The 14,719-nt window shown below is 27.3% G+C and carries 24 protein-coding genes and 1 tRNA gene; 7 read left to right on the top strand and 18 right to left on the bottom strand.

Annotated features, from left to right (window positions below; all coding sequences use genetic code 11):
- Positions 1-407: 407 nt before the first annotated feature.
- Positions 408-1,211 carry a hypothetical protein gene (locus HA140_RS05275; RefSeq protein ID WP_209040084.1) on the top strand — a complete coding sequence of 268 codons (804 nt, stop codon included), beginning with the start codon at positions 408-410 and terminating at the stop codon, positions 1,209-1,211.
- Positions 1,212-1,230: 19 nt separating this feature from the next.
- On the top strand, positions 1,231-2,397 hold the full coding sequence (locus HA140_RS05270; protein ID WP_209040083.1) for an NAD(P)-binding protein: 1,167 nt from the start codon (positions 1,231-1,233) through the stop codon (positions 2,395-2,397).
- On the opposite strand, the gene HA140_RS05265 is transcribed toward HA140_RS05270, so the two are convergent.
- On the bottom strand, positions 2,386-2,982 hold the full coding sequence (locus HA140_RS05265) for a uridine kinase family protein (protein ID WP_209040082.1): 597 nt from the start codon (positions 2,980-2,982) through the stop codon (positions 2,386-2,388). The genes HA140_RS05270 and HA140_RS05265 overlap by 12 nt on opposite strands.
- A gap of 274 nt (positions 2,983-3,256) precedes the next feature.
- Between HA140_RS05265 and HA140_RS05260 the strand changes: the two genes are divergently transcribed.
- Complete coding sequence (locus tag HA140_RS05260; RefSeq protein WP_209040081.1) at positions 3,257-3,589, top strand: helix-hairpin-helix domain-containing protein; 333 nt, start codon at positions 3,257-3,259, stop codon at positions 3,587-3,589.
- A 77-nt stretch (positions 3,590-3,666) separates the two neighbouring features.
- Here HA140_RS05260 and rpsU read toward each other — a convergent pair whose 3' ends face one another.
- The 7 genes from rpsU to HA140_RS05225 form a co-directional block, all read right to left on the bottom strand.
- Complete coding sequence (gene rpsU, locus HA140_RS05255; RefSeq protein WP_002806486.1) at positions 3,667-3,843, bottom strand: 30S ribosomal protein S21; 177 nt, start codon at positions 3,841-3,843, stop codon at positions 3,667-3,669.
- A gap of 85 nt (positions 3,844-3,928) precedes the next feature.
- Positions 3,929-4,387, bottom strand: a complete 459-nt coding sequence (locus tag HA140_RS05250) for a nucleoside 2-deoxyribosyltransferase (RefSeq protein ID WP_209040080.1) — start codon at positions 4,385-4,387, stop codon at positions 3,929-3,931.
- Positions 4,384-4,779, bottom strand: a complete 396-nt coding sequence (locus tag HA140_RS05245) for a phosphoribosyltransferase (protein ID WP_209040079.1) — start codon at positions 4,777-4,779, stop codon at positions 4,384-4,386. Before HA140_RS05245 ends, HA140_RS05250 begins: the two co-directional genes overlap by 4 nt.
- Position 4,780: 1 nt before the next feature.
- Positions 4,781-4,966 carry a hypothetical protein gene (locus HA140_RS05240; protein WP_209040078.1) on the bottom strand — a complete coding sequence of 62 codons (186 nt, stop codon included), beginning with the start codon at positions 4,964-4,966 and terminating at the stop codon, positions 4,781-4,783.
- 75 nt (positions 4,967-5,041) lie between these two features.
- Positions 5,042-5,545 carry a josephin gene (locus HA140_RS05235; RefSeq protein ID WP_209040077.1) on the bottom strand — a complete coding sequence of 168 codons (504 nt, stop codon included), beginning with the start codon at positions 5,543-5,545 and terminating at the stop codon, positions 5,042-5,044.
- A gap of 221 nt (positions 5,546-5,766) precedes the next feature.
- Positions 5,767-5,991: a hypothetical protein gene (locus HA140_RS05230; RefSeq protein ID WP_209040076.1), complete on the bottom strand. Its 225-nt coding sequence runs from the start codon at positions 5,989-5,991 to the stop codon at positions 5,767-5,769.
- Between the two features lie 36 nt (positions 5,992-6,027).
- Positions 6,028-6,249: a hypothetical protein gene (locus HA140_RS05225; RefSeq protein WP_209040075.1), complete on the bottom strand. Its 222-nt coding sequence runs from the start codon at positions 6,247-6,249 to the stop codon at positions 6,028-6,030.
- Between the two features lie 164 nt (positions 6,250-6,413).
- On the opposite strand from HA140_RS05225, the gene HA140_RS05220 reads away from it, so the two are divergent.
- A complete protein-coding gene (locus HA140_RS05220; protein ID WP_209040074.1) occupies positions 6,414-6,815 on the top strand; it encodes a hypothetical protein in 402 nt (133 codons plus the stop codon).
- A 10-nt stretch (positions 6,816-6,825) separates the two neighbouring features.
- Positions 6,826-7,017 carry a hypothetical protein gene (locus HA140_RS05215; protein ID WP_209040073.1) on the top strand — a complete coding sequence of 64 codons (192 nt, stop codon included), beginning with the start codon at positions 6,826-6,828 and terminating at the stop codon, positions 7,015-7,017.
- A gap of 85 nt (positions 7,018-7,102) precedes the next feature.
- Here HA140_RS05215 and HA140_RS05210 read toward each other — a convergent pair whose 3' ends face one another.
- Positions 7,103-7,444 (bottom strand): HNH endonuclease, encoded by a 342-nt coding sequence (locus HA140_RS05210; RefSeq protein ID WP_209040072.1) that lies wholly within the window; start codon positions 7,442-7,444, stop codon positions 7,103-7,105.
- A 491-nt stretch (positions 7,445-7,935) separates the two neighbouring features.
- Here HA140_RS05210 and HA140_RS05205 point away from each other — a divergent pair, with 491 nt between their 5' ends.
- Together HA140_RS05205 and HA140_RS05200 are read left to right on the top strand one after the other, a co-directional pair.
- Positions 7,936-8,163 carry a hypothetical protein gene (locus tag HA140_RS05205; protein WP_209040071.1) on the top strand — a complete coding sequence of 76 codons (228 nt, stop codon included), beginning with the start codon at positions 7,936-7,938 and terminating at the stop codon, positions 8,161-8,163.
- The gene (locus HA140_RS05200) at positions 8,163-8,429 is read left to right on the top strand and encodes a hypothetical protein (RefSeq protein WP_209040070.1); all 267 of its coding nucleotides are present in this window, start codon (positions 8,163-8,165) and stop codon (positions 8,427-8,429) included. The genes HA140_RS05205 and HA140_RS05200 overlap by 1 nt, the downstream gene beginning before the upstream one ends.
- 3 nt (positions 8,430-8,432) lie before the next feature.
- On the opposite strand, the gene HA140_RS05195 is transcribed toward HA140_RS05200, so the two are convergent.
- The 9 genes from HA140_RS05195 to HA140_RS05155 all read right to left on the bottom strand — a co-directional run bounded on the left by HA140_RS05195 (position 8,433) and on the right by HA140_RS05155 (position 14,621).
- Complete coding sequence (locus tag HA140_RS05195) at positions 8,433-9,227, bottom strand: ABC transporter permease (protein ID WP_209040069.1); 795 nt, start codon at positions 9,225-9,227, stop codon at positions 8,433-8,435.
- A complete protein-coding gene (locus tag HA140_RS05190; protein ID WP_209040068.1) occupies positions 9,224-10,018 on the bottom strand; it encodes an ABC transporter permease in 795 nt (264 codons plus the stop codon). Before HA140_RS05190 ends, HA140_RS05195 begins: the two co-directional genes overlap by 4 nt.
- Positions 10,008-11,003, bottom strand: coding sequence for an ABC transporter ATP-binding protein (locus HA140_RS05185; protein ID WP_209040067.1), 996 nt, complete (start codon positions 11,001-11,003; stop codon positions 10,008-10,010). The genes HA140_RS05190 and HA140_RS05185 overlap by 11 nt, the downstream gene beginning before the upstream one ends.
- A gap of 76 nt (positions 11,004-11,079) precedes the next feature.
- A complete protein-coding gene (gene petP, locus HA140_RS05180) occupies positions 11,080-11,469 on the bottom strand; it encodes a cytochrome b6-f complex subunit PetP (RefSeq protein WP_209040066.1) in 390 nt (129 codons plus the stop codon).
- A gap of 586 nt (positions 11,470-12,055) precedes the next feature.
- Positions 12,056-12,132: transfer RNA gene (locus HA140_RS05175), tRNA-Met, on the bottom strand.
- A gap of 45 nt (positions 12,133-12,177) precedes the next feature.
- Positions 12,178-13,143, bottom strand: coding sequence for an asparaginase (locus HA140_RS05170; RefSeq protein ID WP_209040065.1), 966 nt, complete (start codon positions 13,141-13,143; stop codon positions 12,178-12,180).
- A complete protein-coding gene (locus HA140_RS05165; protein ID WP_209040064.1) occupies positions 13,144-13,638 on the bottom strand; it encodes a CGLD27 family protein in 495 nt (164 codons plus the stop codon).
- Between the two features lie 10 nt (positions 13,639-13,648).
- Positions 13,649-13,993 carry a ribosome silencing factor gene (rsfS, locus tag HA140_RS05160; RefSeq protein ID WP_209040063.1) on the bottom strand — a complete coding sequence of 115 codons (345 nt, stop codon included), beginning with the start codon at positions 13,991-13,993 and terminating at the stop codon, positions 13,649-13,651.
- Complete coding sequence (locus HA140_RS05155) at positions 13,983-14,621, bottom strand: DUF3318 domain-containing protein (RefSeq protein WP_209040062.1); 639 nt, start codon at positions 14,619-14,621, stop codon at positions 13,983-13,985. The genes rsfS and HA140_RS05155 overlap by 11 nt, the downstream gene beginning before the upstream one ends.
- Between the last annotated feature and the right edge of the window lie 98 nt (positions 14,622-14,719).

The following is a 14,719-nucleotide window of genomic DNA, read 5'->3' as shown; positions in this document are numbered from 1 at the left end:
TCTAACCTCTCGTGTTCATGAAAATCTTACATGGATTAAATATCTGCGATAAGAAGAAAGGAAATAATTTATAAATTATTTTCCAATACATTTTTGCTATTTTTTTTATTTTAATTAGTAAAATTAAAAATATTATTTGTTATGAGATTTTTTTTATTTTTATTTTTCGGGATTTTTTTAGGTCTTTATTTATCATGGCCTGGTTTAGTAATACCAAAAAATTGGAAATGTTTTAATCGAATTATTGTAAAATCAGCAGAAGATAAAATTTCTTTAAAAGCTGCATTAGAGATTTCCCCCAGTTATTTGCTAAAGGGAAAGAAAAAAAAGACAACTTCTAAAATAAGAATCGTAGCAGATGCGTGTTTTCGTTAATATATTGATTGATTAAATATGACTACTAAATAATGAATAGTAATATAAGATTTGAATTGTCATTTAAAAATATTTCTCAGTTAGACAATAAACTTAATTTCTGCAAATTAAATAATATAAAAAATATCAATATTCCATGTAAAGGACTTATAAAGAAGGATTTATTTAATTCAACTATTAAATATATATCTAAAAATTATAATGAATTTAATGTTACTTATCACTATAGTCTTTATCATCAATATTCAAAAAATAAAGAAAAATCGTATCAGGATTTTTTAGATTTTGTTAAAAGTTCTAAGACTAATAAAAAGCATGAAATTCTTCTTGTGTCGGGATCAAATAAGAAAAAAAATTTTAACTCAGTTGATGTATTAGCTTATTTAAAAAAAGAAAAAAATTTAAAAGTTAAATTAGGTATAGCTTACAATCCATATTTGCAAAAATATTATAATATTTCTTCAGAAAGAGAAAGGTTGGAAAGGAAAATTTCGACTGGATTAATAAATTCAATTTGGTTTCAATATGGTACAGATATTAAAGTTCTTCAGAATGAGGTGACTTATCTTAAAAAAGTAGCAAAAGAAGAAAAAATAAATTTATTTGGAAGTTTATTTATTCCTTCTAAACAATTTATAGCACGGTTTAAATTTCGTCCTTGGAAAGAGGTATATATATCTGAAAAGTATTTATATGCCTTGGATAATTTTTTTGATTTCACAAACGATTTAGTTAGTTTTTATAAGAAAAATAATATTACACCTGTAATTGAATCTGATTTTTCATCATCAGAGAAACTTGATTCTGTTTATAGATTTTTAGAAAATGAAGGATAATTTCTGTGAATAGTTAATTATGCAAATTGATTTAAAATATGACTTAGTAATAATAGGTGGAGGAATATCTGCGTGTGTCTTTGCTTCGAAGTATCTGAAAAATAATAGTAAAAAAAAAATTGCATTAGTTGAAATTGGTCGCGGACTTGGAGGGAGATCAAGTACAAGAATAAGCAAAAGATTTAAAGGATGGAAACTAAACCATGGGGCTCCAAATTTTAATATATCTAACAGTAAAAATAATCTTCTATTAAAAAGTTATATTGATGAATTATTGGAAAATAAATTTATTAAAATTGACGACTCTGATACATTTTTTTTAAATGAAGATTCTATTTTAGAAAGAAAAAAAAAGTCAGAATTTTCTTGCGGTGTTAATTATCTATCATTGGGTTCTATGAGTCAATTATCGCAAAATATAATTGAATCTAATGATTTAAAGGACAAAATTGATTTTTACTTTGAAACTTTAATAGTTGATTTGAAGTTTAATCATAATGAATGGGTACTTACATCAAAAAATGGAGATAAATTTAAATCTAAATATCTTATTTGTTCAACTAATTTGTTATTACATAAAAGGTCATTGAAAATATTAAACATAAATCAAATTCCATTAAGAAAAGCTATTCCTTTAAATTATGATAAAAAAATAGATTTACTATTAAATTTCTTAGAAGAACAAACATTTATTCCTAGGTTAACTTTTTTAATTTATACAAATGAAAATTATAGTTATAAAGATTTTTATTCTAAGAAACAAAGGTATTTTTATTTAAAAAAAAATTTAGAAAAAAGATTTAGATTTGAAAGAATTATTTTTCAGCAACAAGATAATAATAAATTAGGTATCGTAATACATTCAAAAAATAAGGAGTTCATTGATTCTTATTTAAATGCAAAAGATGAAGAAATTTTTAAACAAAAAATAATTGCAAATTTCAATAAACTCTTTGAAGATAATTCTGAAGTAAATAAATTAACTTTTGATGAAAAAATTTCTATTATGAAATGGAGAGCTTCTCAACCTTCCGGCATTGCCGTTCCATTATCTTTACAAGTTAGTAGAAAATATAGAATTGGATTTTGCGGAGACTGGTTTGAAGGAGATGGATTTGGCAGGATTGAAGGCTCAATATTAAGTGCTTTAATATTAGAAAAAAAAATTAATGATTTAATTAAATAATTTTTTCATAATGTTATCTACATCAGAGTTTTTTTCAATAATGAATCTATTTGTATTATTTTTTGTGCTATTGGGTTCCCATTTTTCGTAGTAAATGTCCCAGGATTTTAAGAAATCATTTTCAGCTTGTTTTTTATTTTTCCCCCTTTCTTTTATATCCCTTTGGACAACTCTCTTCATGCACTCATTTTTTTTAGTTTTTATTTCTAAAAAATAATAATCTTTAATATTTAAAATGCTTGATAATTCTTTGGCAAAAATACCTTCAATAATTAAAAAACTAATATTATTTGTTTCGTTTGAAATAATTTGAATGGTTTTCTTTTCGAAATTATAATAACGATCCCGAATTGAAACTCCATTCTTATAAATAAAATCAAAATCTTTTTTGAATAGTTTTTTATTAAAACTAATACTCCTATCAAAATAACTTTCCACAAATTTTGATAGTAATTTACTTATAAACCCAGTTTTGTAGTAGTTGTCGGTACTTAAAACAATACCATTTTTATTATTTTTTATTATTTGATTAGATAAAGTTGTTTTACCGCTTCCAGAAGGTCCACTTATGAAGATAAGCTTCATTTTTATGATCTGCTCTTTATTAAGATTTTAACTTTACTAATAATAAATACTTTTAATTTTTGTATGTACATTTTTTTTATACTTAATTAGACAAATTTATAACACCCTGCAATTGCTTGTAAGCTTGCATAAATATTAAATCTGTGTCTTTATATAATTGTAAATAAATTACCTCTATTTAATTAGCTATTGTTTTATTATTAAATCCCCTAGAATTTGATAATATATTAAATATATTAAATTGAAGAGCTAATTTTATTACTTATATATTGCAATGATTTCTAAATTTCTAAGCAAACTAAAATCAATTCTATTTAAAAGTGCAGTAACAACTGAAACTCCTTTAAAGAAAGAAAAAAAAGCAGCTAAGTCTGCAAAATCTTCAAAAACCAAAACCAAAACCAAGACAAAAACCAAGACGGTTAATTCTAAGAAAAATATTGAAACTTTAACCACACTTCCAGGTGTTGGAGCAAAATCCGCAAAAGCTTTGTATGAGGCTGGATTTAAAACTACTAAGGCTGTTATCGCTGCTGATGAGAAAGAACTTCTCGCTGTGTCAGGAGTAGGAATAAATCTTGTTAAGAAGCTAAAAAAACTAAAATAGTTAAATTTTTTATTTATAAACGTCTCTAAAAACTAATAATATTAAAGATTTATAAAAAATTTAAAAGTTGTAGCAGATTATCTTCTTCTTGCTTTTCTTCTCTGTTGCAACTTCCTTTTGTATTTTTCAATAGGGGTTTCATGATGCCTAAGTCTTTTTAAATCTGCAAAGATTCCAGATTTAGATACTTGTCTCTTAAATCTTCTAAGGGCAGATTCAATTCCCTCGTTCTCACCTACTGTAACTTGTGTCAAAATTTTCTAAATAAATTTTATTCTAGCACTTTAACAGATATATTTAAAATTAAAATTTCTACTTGTGGAGTGATTGTTTACTTTGCTAATTTTCAGCCCAGTCCACAAATCTTTTTTTATTACTTTTTATATCTTGTAATGATTCAAAATAATATTTTTCCCAATTATCTTTAGGCAGTCCAAGAAATAACATTAGGTTTAATGGGTATTGATTGCTATCAGCACAATTTCTAAAATCATCCCTGAATAAAAAGATTTCCTTTTTTAAAGCAATTGCGATACCTAATTCAATCATTACCCCTTCATCTGGTGGATTTCCATTAACAATCGCAAAAATACAATCACATTCTTTTAAATCTTGAAAATTACTTCTTGCAACCTGATATGCCCAGTCACTTTCATGTTTTATTAATGGTTTTGCTCTCTCAAAAGGTTCAAATACTTCTACATTTAAATCATTAAAGATTTCAATAAATTCATTTAAGAGGGTTTTAGTTTGTTTTGAAAATCCATATGGATTAGCCAAATATAATTTCTTTTTCAAATTAAACCTCTTTTTTTGATGTACTCTTCGCGGTCACTTTTTGAATTTAAAGTATTTTCCCAGGGAAAAACAATCCATTGGCTTTTTTTTGAAATATGAACTGTATTCCACCATATAGGTTTGATTTTACTAAATAGTACAAAAAACATTGCTCCTTCAATATTCTTGAAGGACTTTAATGTATTACCGGTTTCATAAACATCATCTACTATTAGTGAATTTTTTTTTGGTTTTAATATTAATTCAATTTTTAATTTATGGCTTAGTGCTACTGCAAGACATAATCCACCACGAGGAACTCCATATATTCCTGAAAACTCTTTAAACCTACATTCATTAGCTATTTGTTCTACACTTTTATCAAATTCGCTCCACGTAAAATAAATTGTCATCTTAATTTCCTTTTTTTTCTGTTGTAGTTGCATAATTTGATGCAATTACACTTAAAAGTGCTACAACCTGTTCATTTGGACAATTAGTATTTTTCTTTAAATTTTCACATTCATTTATTATCTTGGAATATGTATCCTCGACAATCCCGTTCATTTGATCAATACTAAAGGAATATGGCTTGTTCATTTTTAAATTATTAGGTAATATTATTTTTACTTAAATATTCTACTAAGTAAATATTTTGAGTATTTAAAGATAAAATCATTCCCACATGGGCTCATTTAATTTCTCAATCCCAAGTGAAGAAGGTACATAACTATGTAAAGTTTCAATTTTTATAGCCCATTTTTTAGAGTTACCCTTCAAACTCTGGCTTTCAATTAGGCTTGTGAGGGAAATCCTTTTTCTAACTTTAAGAAGACCTAGACAAGCTTCCCATGCCTCTTGATTTTTATAAATATCTAACCAAAAATCAAAAATATTTTCCAATATTTCTAAAGGTATATCAAATGAGATTCCCATTTTAGGTTTTTTAATTAAAAAATTTTTGTCCTTTAGTTCATTTAATAAATTATTTATGTTTAAGTTAATTGCTAAAAGAATATCTTTAGCTGATTCATTTCCAATTAATTCTTTTCTATGGCAATCTAAAAGATTTTTATCCTCAAGAATCATTTCATCGCAATTTTTTATTCCCACAATCCAAAACCCTTCTCCATTATTTAAACCACTAGCAAGGTATAGATATTGAGCTAAATTCTCCAAAATATAAAATCATTTCTTCATTTTTAACATTTATTTCTAGATATGAAAATATTTTTGCTTCATAAAAAATAATTAAATACTCTTATAAATAATTGAGATGTTAAGATTAGGCTTTATGAAGATGTTTAATTTAGACGAGCTAAAACTAATGTTTTTGGATCCTACAGATTTGATAATAAATAATATAAATAGATTTCTTAGTAGTAATAAAACAATTAAATTTATTTTTTCTTAGGAAACAATTTTCCGATTTTCTCTTTTTGCAAAGATTCTTTTTTTGTTCTTATTTTTTTATCTTCTAGAGATTCTTTATTAGTGCTTACAGCATAAATAATGTAGAAAATCATACCAGTAAATATTAATCCTAAAAAAAGTATCAATATACCTATGGGTTCACTAGGACTGAAAATTTTGAGATCTAAAGCTGTATTAAGGGAAATTATCATCAATTCAGAACTTCCTTGAAAAACTTTCAGTCAAATTTAATTGATTTCTTCGTAACCAAAGAAAGTGGTATTGTCTGAATTCTTATATCCATTAGCTGCTTCCTGAGGATTCTGACTGTCAATTTTTCTTGCTTTAGCATGAATCATGTTGAATGGAAAAATCACAGCTCCTACAAAAAAATGAAGTATTAAAAAGTCTGAAGGTAATCCATTTGTCCAGTCAGGAAAGAATAGCAATGTCATTAATGGTTCGTACATATTTAGTAGTCGAATAAACCTCAAACTATTATTGCTGAACTTATCTCATTACTTTTATAATTTAATAAATTGAAATTTAATTTTGTTTCTAAAAACTACACGATTTAATTGAAAATACTAAAAAAAAACTATTATGATATTTATAAATATTATCTTAATAAGTATTGTTAAAGTTCCTTTTGGGTTTATTTATCTTTATAAATCATTTATTTTTTCCGTCAATAGGTTTAGCGTTTGATACTTCAGATCCTAGTGTGAGTTTGCTCCAAAATAGGATCTCTAATAATTTTTCGAGAAAATATTGTAAATCTATTCAAAATGGGTTTTCTAAAGATGAAGCAATGAAATCGGCAATAGTTAAAACTGAAAATATTATATCTTTTTCTTACAATCCCCAAAAAAAATGGATTGAGAAAGATGATCTGGCAAATCAAATTTCATTACAGGTAGTAAATGATTGTGGATGGTCATTTGGACTAATTGGAAAGGAGGGAGTTAATTATTTTAAATCTTATTTTCTTGAAATTTATGAAAAAACAACTCCTGACATAAATTTCTCTAGATAGATTAAGGTATATGAATAATATCTCAGACAAATTAGTAGTAACTATAATCTTGATTACAGTTCTTTTTGTATTTGGCTTGATTTTTTCAGTAAAATCACCCGAGAGAAAGGTTATAGATTCGCCAATATTGTGGAGAGAAGACTACTCTAATATTGCAATTTTCAAGAACAGTAAAATGTCTTTCGAAGAAAAAATAATTTAAATAAGATAATCTGTTCATTTAGGAAACTATATTTAACCCTGATAAAGAAATTTTCTGAATCTAAACAAATTTACAATTCCTTTATTCAATTTAAGTTTTTTAATAGAACGGAAGCTAATCTTAAATCATCATTAAACCATGCGCGAATTGCCATAGCCCTCCTAGGATCATAAAAATTTTGTTTTCTATACCAATTAAGAACTTCTGAATCTGACTTATTACCATTGCAAGACAAACAACATGGTACGCAATTACTTGTACTATTTGTACCACCTTTTGACATTGGTTGAAGATGATCAAGTGATTCTGAGGGTTTGCCGCAGTAAATGCATTTATATTTTGTAAGTTTATTAAGTGATTCTCTCCAAGTTTTATTGCTTATCTTGGGACATAGTTGATCAAGGTAAATTGCATCTTGTCTATGCATAATATTCTTGACATTTAGTTAATAATAACAGTTTTTTATCAAACTATGATTAAAAAGTAAGGAACTATTCTATGTACATCTTCGTACGTTTCTTAAAAAAAAATATATCTAATTATGTTATTTTGAAAATCCTAGCTTTAAAAAATAATTATTGCATATAAATACTTTAATTTTTATCCTTATTTATAAAAGAAAAAAAAAAGGCCTTACAAATGTAAGGCCGGGTGATGGGGAACCTTATTTTTAAACCAATTTCTCAAAAATTGCAACCCCCTATCTATAGTGCTTTATGATTGATCGAGTTACACTACAGATAGTGTTTTAATAATTTTCACCTATGTGTCTCTTGTGATATTGAAATGATTTTTTAAATTTAAAATTTGCTAATAATTATCATATTTCATGATTTAAAGTATTTTTTAGTAATTAAACTTGTTATAGAGGACATGCATTGTATTATTCGTAAGAACTTTGTTGATTAAAAAGCATAAATGATTGAATTAACATTACTAACCCTTCTAAACTATGTTGGAGATAATTTCTGTAAATATAGAGATGTAGGTCATGATAATTATAAATCTTTACTTCTTTCATACAGTGATGCAAGTAATAAATATGGACCATTAGAAGTTAAAAAGGTCATTGAGAAATCAGAAAATTTTAAAGTTACAGCTGTGGCAATTGCTGCAATTAAGTGCCCTCAGCATATAGTTAAATAATGAAGTTTGAATTAAAAACGGAAAATAAAAATTATTTAGAGAAATTTTCACTTGCTTTGAGGACTATTTCAGCACTTGTTTTAATTATTATCTTATGTGATGCTTCATTTAAATTAAGAATAATTTCAAGACATTATCTAATTGACTACAACTGTAAACTTTTATCTGTTGAAAAAACAAAATCTAATTTCAAGAAACTTGCAAGGCTTTCTAATCTGAAAAGTAAACAAAGAATTTGGGAATTTTGTAAGGAGTTCGTTAAATAAAATTTAGCTAGAGGCTGAAGAATAGAATCTTAATGCAAATAACCAAAACTTTCTAGAAGTAAAAAGAAATACCATAGCAACAAAAACTTCGAGCAATATTTTCCATATTTCAGAAATACCTAGGAAAACCTCAGAAGGTATTGTGGTTATAAATGCAATAGGAACAAATACACTAAAAAAAATTCTAAGAGTAAATGAAAATGAATTCAAAGGAAATCTTCCAATATAAAGGAATGATCTTAATACTTCTGTTGCGTTCCACGTCTTCACAAACCAAATAGTTGTTGTAGAAATAAAAAACCATAAGCTATATAAAATACAAATTGAACATATTATGGTAATCAAAGATAAAATCAGAAAACTTAAATTGAAATTTATTTGATTTATTTTGATGCAGTATAACAATAAGAAAAATCCAAGCATTATTTCTAAAAAGCCAGAAGGAGTTAATTTTTTTAAGGAAATAAAAAATTGACTATCAATAGGTTTTAAAAGTACAAAATCTAAGGTTCCTTCTCTTATGTGTTTAACTATTTCTGTAAGATTAGGGTTGAACCATGTATTGGTTATCCCATTTAATATTGTATAAATACCTTGAATTATTAGTGCCTGTTCAAATTCCCAGCCTCCAATACTGTTATTGTTTTGAAAGAAAATTGATAATAAAAAAATACTCCCTATTAAACTTAAAATTGCAGTAACTAAATCAATTAATATATTCGTTTTATACTCCAATTCAGAAGCTAGAGAAGTATGTAAAAATTTTCTGTAAACTTTTAAATATTTTCTTGTTTTCATGATCCCATGGCGGTATATTTTTTGGTTCCTGACGACCATATTTTTCTAAATAATGGTAAAAGAAAAAGAATCCATAATATTTGCATACTAAATCCTCCAATAATATTTGTCGCATTTCCTGATAGTAAGTTTGCAGGGAAGTCAATTAGATAAGGAAAAGGGGTTAAATAAATCCAGGATTTCACATATTCTGGAAAGGAAGCAACTGGTGCTAAAAGACCTGAGAGAAATAATGTAGGGATAAATAACAATCTTTCAATTGATGATGCTTTTTCCGTCCAGAAACATAGACATGCAATTATTGATTGAATTAAAAATTGAATCAAGAAAGATAAGAAAGTCGATATTATAGATAATAAAAAAATACTTAAACTTGGGATCCATATGCTTTCTCGATTAAATATAAAAAAGAAAAATGATATTATCAAAGCGAAAGGAAATCTTGTTATTTGTTCCGCTAGATGTTGTGCAAAATACCTAAAAAATGGATTTAAAGGTTGAATTAAATAAGGAGATACTTTCCCCATAAGAGTATCTTCTTCAAAGCTAAATACTACCCAAACTACTGAAAACTGCCTTACAAAAAATGCACACAAAAAATACCTCGAAAGCATAATATTACTTATGTTTATGGATTCATTAAGGTTATTATTTGTCCATATATTTAACATAAAAAAGGGAATAATCCCTGAAATCGCCCATAATGCGATCTCTACCCTGTATTCCAGCATGTTTGAATATTGCACTTTTAATAAAGTGAAAATTTTTCTGTTAATCAAGCTAGATATCATAATTTTTTTTAATTAATATTTTCCCAATAATTTCATCTATGGGGGGTTCATTTATATAAAGGTCTTCAATATCAAAATTATTTAGGATTGTTTTCAATGAAGATGTAATTGAGTTATTGTCAATTATTATTGTGATTTCATTCTTTGCTTTATTTTTAACATTAAATCCTGAATTTTCTAATTTATTTGCATCTTCTTCTGAGCTGCAAACTATTAATATTTCTTTGACAGGAGATAATTTTTTTAATAATAGATCAAGTTTTCCATCATAAGAGATGGATCCATTATGAACACATATAACCCTCTTGCATAAAGATGTAATGTCTTTCATGTAATGACTCGTTAAACAAATCGTTGCATTAGTTTCCTCATTATATTTTTGAAGGAATTTTCTTAAATTCCTTTGTGCATTGATATCTAAACCAAGTGTTGGCTCGTCTAAAAATAGAATATTTGGTTCATGTATCAATGCTGCTAGTAATTCTGACTTCATACGCTGACCCAGTGATAATTTTCTAACAGGAATGAAAAGCTCTTCACCAATTTCAAGCATGTCTGATAATTTTTTTATTCTTTTTTTTGCTTCGAACTTATCTAAGTCATATATTGATGCATTCAAATAAAATGACTCTATTGGTGGAAGATCCCAAATAAGTTGTTGTTTTTGACCCATTATTAAGGTTATATTTTTTAGGAAATTTTCTTTTCTTCTGAAGGGTAAGTATCCTGAAACTAAAATTGAACCTTGACTTGGATAAATTAAGCCACAGAGCATTTTTAAAATTGTTGTTTTCCCAGCTCCATTAGCACCTAGAAAACCTACTATTTCTCCCTCTTTAATTTCAAAACTTATATCTTTTATAACTTTTAAACTTTGTGTTCGTCTATTGAAAAAATGTTTAATTGTACCTTTGATTCCTGGTTCTTTAGAAGAGATATTAAATGACTTGGACAAATTTTTTACATCGATAATATTTTTATCCATTTCAATTTTGAAAATATTTTTTTGTTTTTATTTGAATTTTTAAATCCTCACCATCTTAGAATAAAAAATTTATGATTTAAAAAATATCTTTAAACGATACAACTAACCATAGAAAAAAGTTTAATGGATTTAATAATTCATTAACCTTATTTTTATTTTCATAATTTAAGTCTTTTAAAATATTGAATATAAAATTATTGTTTTCTATTTTTTCATTAATTTTTTTTATTACATCACCATTTTCGTCGAGAAGATCAATTTCATCTTCAAAAAACCATTGTTCTTTTCCATTAGATAATTGCAAAACGACTCCTATACCTTTACCATCAGTTATTCTAAAATCACTTATCTTTCCCACTGAAGAAACACTTATAGCTTCAATAATATCTTTGGTAAGCCTATCCTTTGATAGCTCTAAATTGACTTGAACAGAATTTCCTATTTTAGTTTTATCTAAAATTGACATTTTTAGGTCATTATACTTATTGATAGACGAATTATGTGGCTCTTTACGTACTATTGATTAATCTAAATTATTAAGATTCTTTGAAAATCGCTTCAAGGATTCTCTTTATTGTAACTGTTAATATTCTTAAGAAGACAAAGAACAACCCTAGCCACCCTAAAATAACAGCTATCGAGAGCAAGATTGAACCTAGATCACGCTGTAGTAAGTTCTGCATGTATTTCTTAATTTATAAATGTCAATATACTTTAAATAAGATACTTAGTTAATAAAAAAAGGAATAATATGATTTTTTTAAATTCTTTTTTTTGAACTATTTATTAGAAATGATTTATGAGTTAAAATTTCAAAAGAAACTGTATTAAATAATTTGGAACTGACTTTAAATTCTTACATTGGAATATTCTTTATCATAATTGGTTTATTTGTGAGAGTTGATTTGAAATTCTCCATGCAAAAGGATCTCTAATATTTACCAATAAGCTTCTTTCAATATGATATAAAAATTTTCAGTTTATAAATTCTGTATTGATTGCTGCAAATTTACTGCAAAAACTAAAAAAGCAGCCTTAAAGCTGCTTATAAATGGTGGCGGGGGGGAGATTTGAACTTCCGACCTTCGGGTTATGAGCCCGACGAGCTACCAGACTGCTCTACCCCGCGTCATATACATAGCATACATCTGAAAGTGTTATTTTTTCTAATTATTTAGGATTCTTGGAATTTTAATTGACCTTCAACTTCAATTCGAACTCCTTCAGAAAAATTAAACACCTTTTCTTCAATGTCTTGAATTCTTAAATCAGAAATCCACTCTAACTGTTTTAATAAGTGAAGACTCACAGCTTGCTTAGCTCTTTTTGAACCGTCTTCTACTTTCAAGGCAAGTCCTATCCCTTCATTTACCTTACATAAGCACTGTATTCCCTCAGCACCACCTTTACCTATGACTTGTCCATGAGAACCCTTGATTATTTCAGTATCAAATTTATTGTTGTCACTTATCATTATTGGATTAGTAGTCATAGCTCTACTAATTTGCTCTAATTCAGCATTTTCAGAACTACTAAGAAGAGAATATAACTTGGACATTTCTATTAGTTTTAAGTAAAGAGTTGGAGCACCACAATCATCACGTTCTGCGTTTATTTCAGATCTAGGAATTTCAAGTAATTCAGAAACAATTCTGAATATTTCAATTTGAAGTGGATGATCTCCCTTTAAGTAACTATCTAGTGGCCAATTCATTTTTTTACACGTAGCTAGAAAAGCAGCGTGTTTACCTGAGCAATTATGTTCTAAAGGACTTGTCTTTGTTTTTGGACATTTTAGATTATTAATGTCGATGTCATATTCCCATAAAATTTTGAAGGCTTCTCTTGAATGAAGTTTTGATCCACTATGTGAACCACATGCTAATGCAATTGATTTTGAATCATTATTGATTTTTGCTGCTGCTCCACTGCTAACAAATGGTATTGCCTGAAAAGGCTTTAATGCTGACCTTATGAAACTTTTATATTCTGGATTGCCTGCACACATTAAAACCCTCCCTTTTTTATCACTAATGACAGCATGAATTTTATGGATAGATTCAATATTTGAACCTCTCATTAAGGTGGCTTGTAAGGGAGGATTGTTTGATGTATATAGGTTTTTGAAGTTTAAACTCATCTAGAAATTGTTATATTGAAAGAGTAAAGTGCCAGATAAAATTAAGATTGAAATAATTGAAATAGTTTGAATTAAATTTTTTAAAATAGGCTTCACCTCTACTGAGGCAATAAGTGATTCTTTTTCTTTTAAAACTAACGGTTTTAGCCATACCTGACCGTCATGCCAACCGGATTCTTCATACTCAACTCTTTCAGATGTCAATCTCTTAAAAACATGTCTCCAACCAAGATATAACCTGATAGTAATTATGAGAGGTATTGATAAGCTACTAAAAACACTTAATAGAATATATTTTAAGAGGGACGTTTTGAAATAGATACTTCCTGAAGAAATAACTAGAAATAGAACAAAAGCAACAACCCAAAATTTAAGCAATATGATGATTAATGTTTTTTTTGTTTTTGGCCAAGAAAAAATTATAGATTTTGATAATTCAATAAATTCATTTGTAGGCTGTTGCTCTCTAGGAACTGGACATTTAGATTCGTTCATATAATGAAAATTATGGAAATGTAAGATTAACCCCATTACTCCAGAATGATTCAAGGTCATAAAATTTTCTTATTTCTGGTTGAAAAATATTTACAATTAAATCTCCATAATCAAGTAAAGCCCATTTCGCCTCGTTAACACCTTCTTTTCGTATCGGTTCAATTTTAGCCTTCTCTCTCAGCTCTCCCTCAACTGAGTTAGTTATAGATCTAACTTGTACATCAGATAATCCTTCTGCAATTAATATCCATTCACTTATGAAAGATACCTTGTCAATTTTTATAAGTTTTATATCTTTTGCCTTTTTTTCATCACAAGCTTTAGCTGCCATTAAAACCAAACGTTTATTGTCCATATACATTTTCGCTCGAGACTGATTTCTCTGAACCTTCTTGCTGAGATAATTCTGATCTAGCTTTTTCAGCACTTTTTCTTAGGGCATCTAATCTGTCCTCAAAAAAACTTCTTCGTTTCTTTTTTCTAGTTTTCTCGATTAATTCCTTTAGTGCTCCTCCAAGACTTTTATAAGCATTTGGGATACTATACCCAAATCTACAAGCAAGATCTATAGCTCTTTCGTCCGCAAAAATAGCATCTTGAAGTTTTTTTTCGGAATTATTTTTTAAATATAATCTATATCCTGCAAAACTCGATAAACCAAGAGCAAGTAATAATAAAAGCCCATCTTGTACCCACAATTCCCCTATTGCTCCTCCAAGTCCTATAGCAAGAGCAGCCATTTCCCATCCATCTCTAGGAATTGTGTCATTTTGAATTTTCCCTACCTCGTGCCAAAATAATAAATTTCTATGGTCAATTGCAAAGTTATCCCATTCGTCTAGATCTATTTGTATTTCAACTTCGTCGCGACCAATTTCCTCAAGTGTTATTAAAGGTGGATCGATAGCAGCAGCAGCTTCAACAAATACCCAACTTTCATTTTCTGGAGGCAACAAACTTTTAAGTCGCTGAAGTTCGCTCATAAAAAATTAATTTTCTTTCAATACTATAGAAACAAATGTTGCTTTTCAAGTAACTTGATTAACATCTGATAATTTATAAGTAGCATAAAATAAATAAA

The sequence above is a fragment of the Prochlorococcus marinus CUG1417 genome (assembly GCF_017695975.1).
Taxonomy (GTDB): domain Bacteria; phylum Cyanobacteriota; class Cyanobacteriia; order PCC-6307; family Cyanobiaceae; genus Prochlorococcus_A; species Prochlorococcus_A marinus_AG.
The sequence above is the reverse complement of the archived record's forward strand: the minus strand, read 5'-3'. Positions and strand labels throughout refer to the sequence as shown.

What these genes read in the sequence shown, in the direction of transcription:
- HA140_RS05215 (WP_209040073.1), top strand. Translation starts at nt 6,826, where the DNA reads ATGAATAATATCTCAGACAAATTAGTAGTAACTATAATCTTGATTACA.
- HA140_RS05265 (WP_209040082.1), bottom strand. Translation starts at nt 2,982, where the DNA reads ATGAAGCTTATCTTCATAAGTGGACCTTCTGGAAGCGGTAAAACAACT.
- HA140_RS05230 (WP_209040076.1), bottom strand. Translation starts at nt 5,991, where the DNA reads ATGATAATTTCCCTTAATACAGCTTTAGATCTCAAAATTTTCAGTCCT.
- HA140_RS05240 (WP_209040078.1), bottom strand. Translation starts at nt 4,966, where the DNA reads ATGAACAAGCCATATTCCTTTAGTATTGATCAAATGAACGGGATTGTC.
- HA140_RS05190 (WP_209040068.1), bottom strand. Translation starts at nt 10,018, where the DNA reads ATGATATCTAGCTTGATTAACAGAAAAATTTTCACTTTATTAAAAGTG.
- HA140_RS05200 (WP_209040070.1), top strand. Translation starts at nt 8,163, where the DNA reads ATGAAGTTTGAATTAAAAACGGAAAATAAAAATTATTTAGAGAAATTT.
- rsfS (WP_209040063.1), bottom strand. Translation starts at nt 13,993, where the DNA reads ATGGACAATAAACGTTTGGTTTTAATGGCAGCTAAAGCTTGTGATGAA.
- HA140_RS05205 (WP_209040071.1), top strand. Translation starts at nt 7,936, where the DNA reads ATGATTGAATTAACATTACTAACCCTTCTAAACTATGTTGGAGATAAT.
- HA140_RS05155 (WP_209040062.1), bottom strand. Translation starts at nt 14,621, where the DNA reads ATGAGCGAACTTCAGCGACTTAAAAGTTTGTTGCCTCCAGAAAATGAA.
- HA140_RS05195 (WP_209040069.1), bottom strand. Translation starts at nt 9,227, where the DNA reads ATGAAAACAAGAAAATATTTAAAAGTTTACAGAAAATTTTTACATACT.
- HA140_RS05165 (WP_209040064.1), bottom strand. Translation starts at nt 13,638, where the DNA reads ATGAACGAATCTAAATGTCCAGTTCCTAGAGAGCAACAGCCTACAAAT.
- HA140_RS05225 (WP_209040075.1), bottom strand. Translation starts at nt 6,249, where the DNA reads ATGTACGAACCATTAATGACATTGCTATTCTTTCCTGACTGGACAAAT.
- HA140_RS05270 (WP_209040083.1), top strand. Translation starts at nt 1,231, where the DNA reads ATGCAAATTGATTTAAAATATGACTTAGTAATAATAGGTGGAGGAATA.
- HA140_RS05170 (WP_209040065.1), bottom strand. Translation starts at nt 13,143, where the DNA reads ATGAGTTTAAACTTCAAAAACCTATATACATCAAACAATCCTCCCTTA.
- HA140_RS05260 (WP_209040081.1), top strand. Translation starts at nt 3,257, where the DNA reads ATGATTTCTAAATTTCTAAGCAAACTAAAATCAATTCTATTTAAAAGT.
- HA140_RS05185 (WP_209040067.1), bottom strand. Translation starts at nt 11,003, where the DNA reads ATGGATAAAAATATTATCGATGTAAAAAATTTGTCCAAGTCATTTAAT.
- HA140_RS05245 (WP_209040079.1), bottom strand. Translation starts at nt 4,779, where the DNA reads ATGACAATTTATTTTACGTGGAGCGAATTTGATAAAAGTGTAGAACAA.
- petP (WP_209040066.1), bottom strand. Translation starts at nt 11,469, where the DNA reads ATGTCAATTTTAGATAAAACTAAAATAGGAAATTCTGTTCAAGTCAAT.
- HA140_RS05275 (WP_209040084.1), top strand. Translation starts at nt 408, where the DNA reads ATGAATAGTAATATAAGATTTGAATTGTCATTTAAAAATATTTCTCAG.
- HA140_RS05210 (WP_209040072.1), bottom strand. Translation starts at nt 7,444, where the DNA reads ATGCATAGACAAGATGCAATTTACCTTGATCAACTATGTCCCAAGATA.